Annotated in this window: 1 pseudogene; it reads right to left on the bottom strand. The window is 39.5% G+C overall.

The features are described 5' to 3' along the window. Positions 1-243: pseudogene (locus AAEY62_RS24240) on the bottom strand (hypothetical protein); the annotation flags it as partial.

The raw sequence follows: 243 nt of genomic DNA, 5'->3' as shown, positions 1-243 counted from the left end.
GCTTTTACCCTGTACCAAACTATTTTGTTCTTTAAGCTTTTAATAAGTATGTGGCGCTGCTCGGCGTCGGTTGCTAAATAAATCATTGCTTGTTCGGCATATAAAACTCGGCTCCCGGGGAGCAAAGGACCAATATGCGCAATTAATGATTTTAAGAGCCGCTGAGCAAATAAATTTGGGGTTCGCAAATATAAGTCGCCTATCGCTTTATAAAAATTTATTTGCTGATTTGCTGCATTACAC

This window comes from Pseudoalteromonas sp. GW168-MNA-CIBAN-0100 (genome assembly GCF_040309225.1).
Lineage (GTDB): Bacteria > Pseudomonadota > Gammaproteobacteria > Enterobacterales > Alteromonadaceae > Pseudoalteromonas > Pseudoalteromonas arctica.
This window is presented reverse-complemented; position numbering and strand designations above follow the sequence as displayed.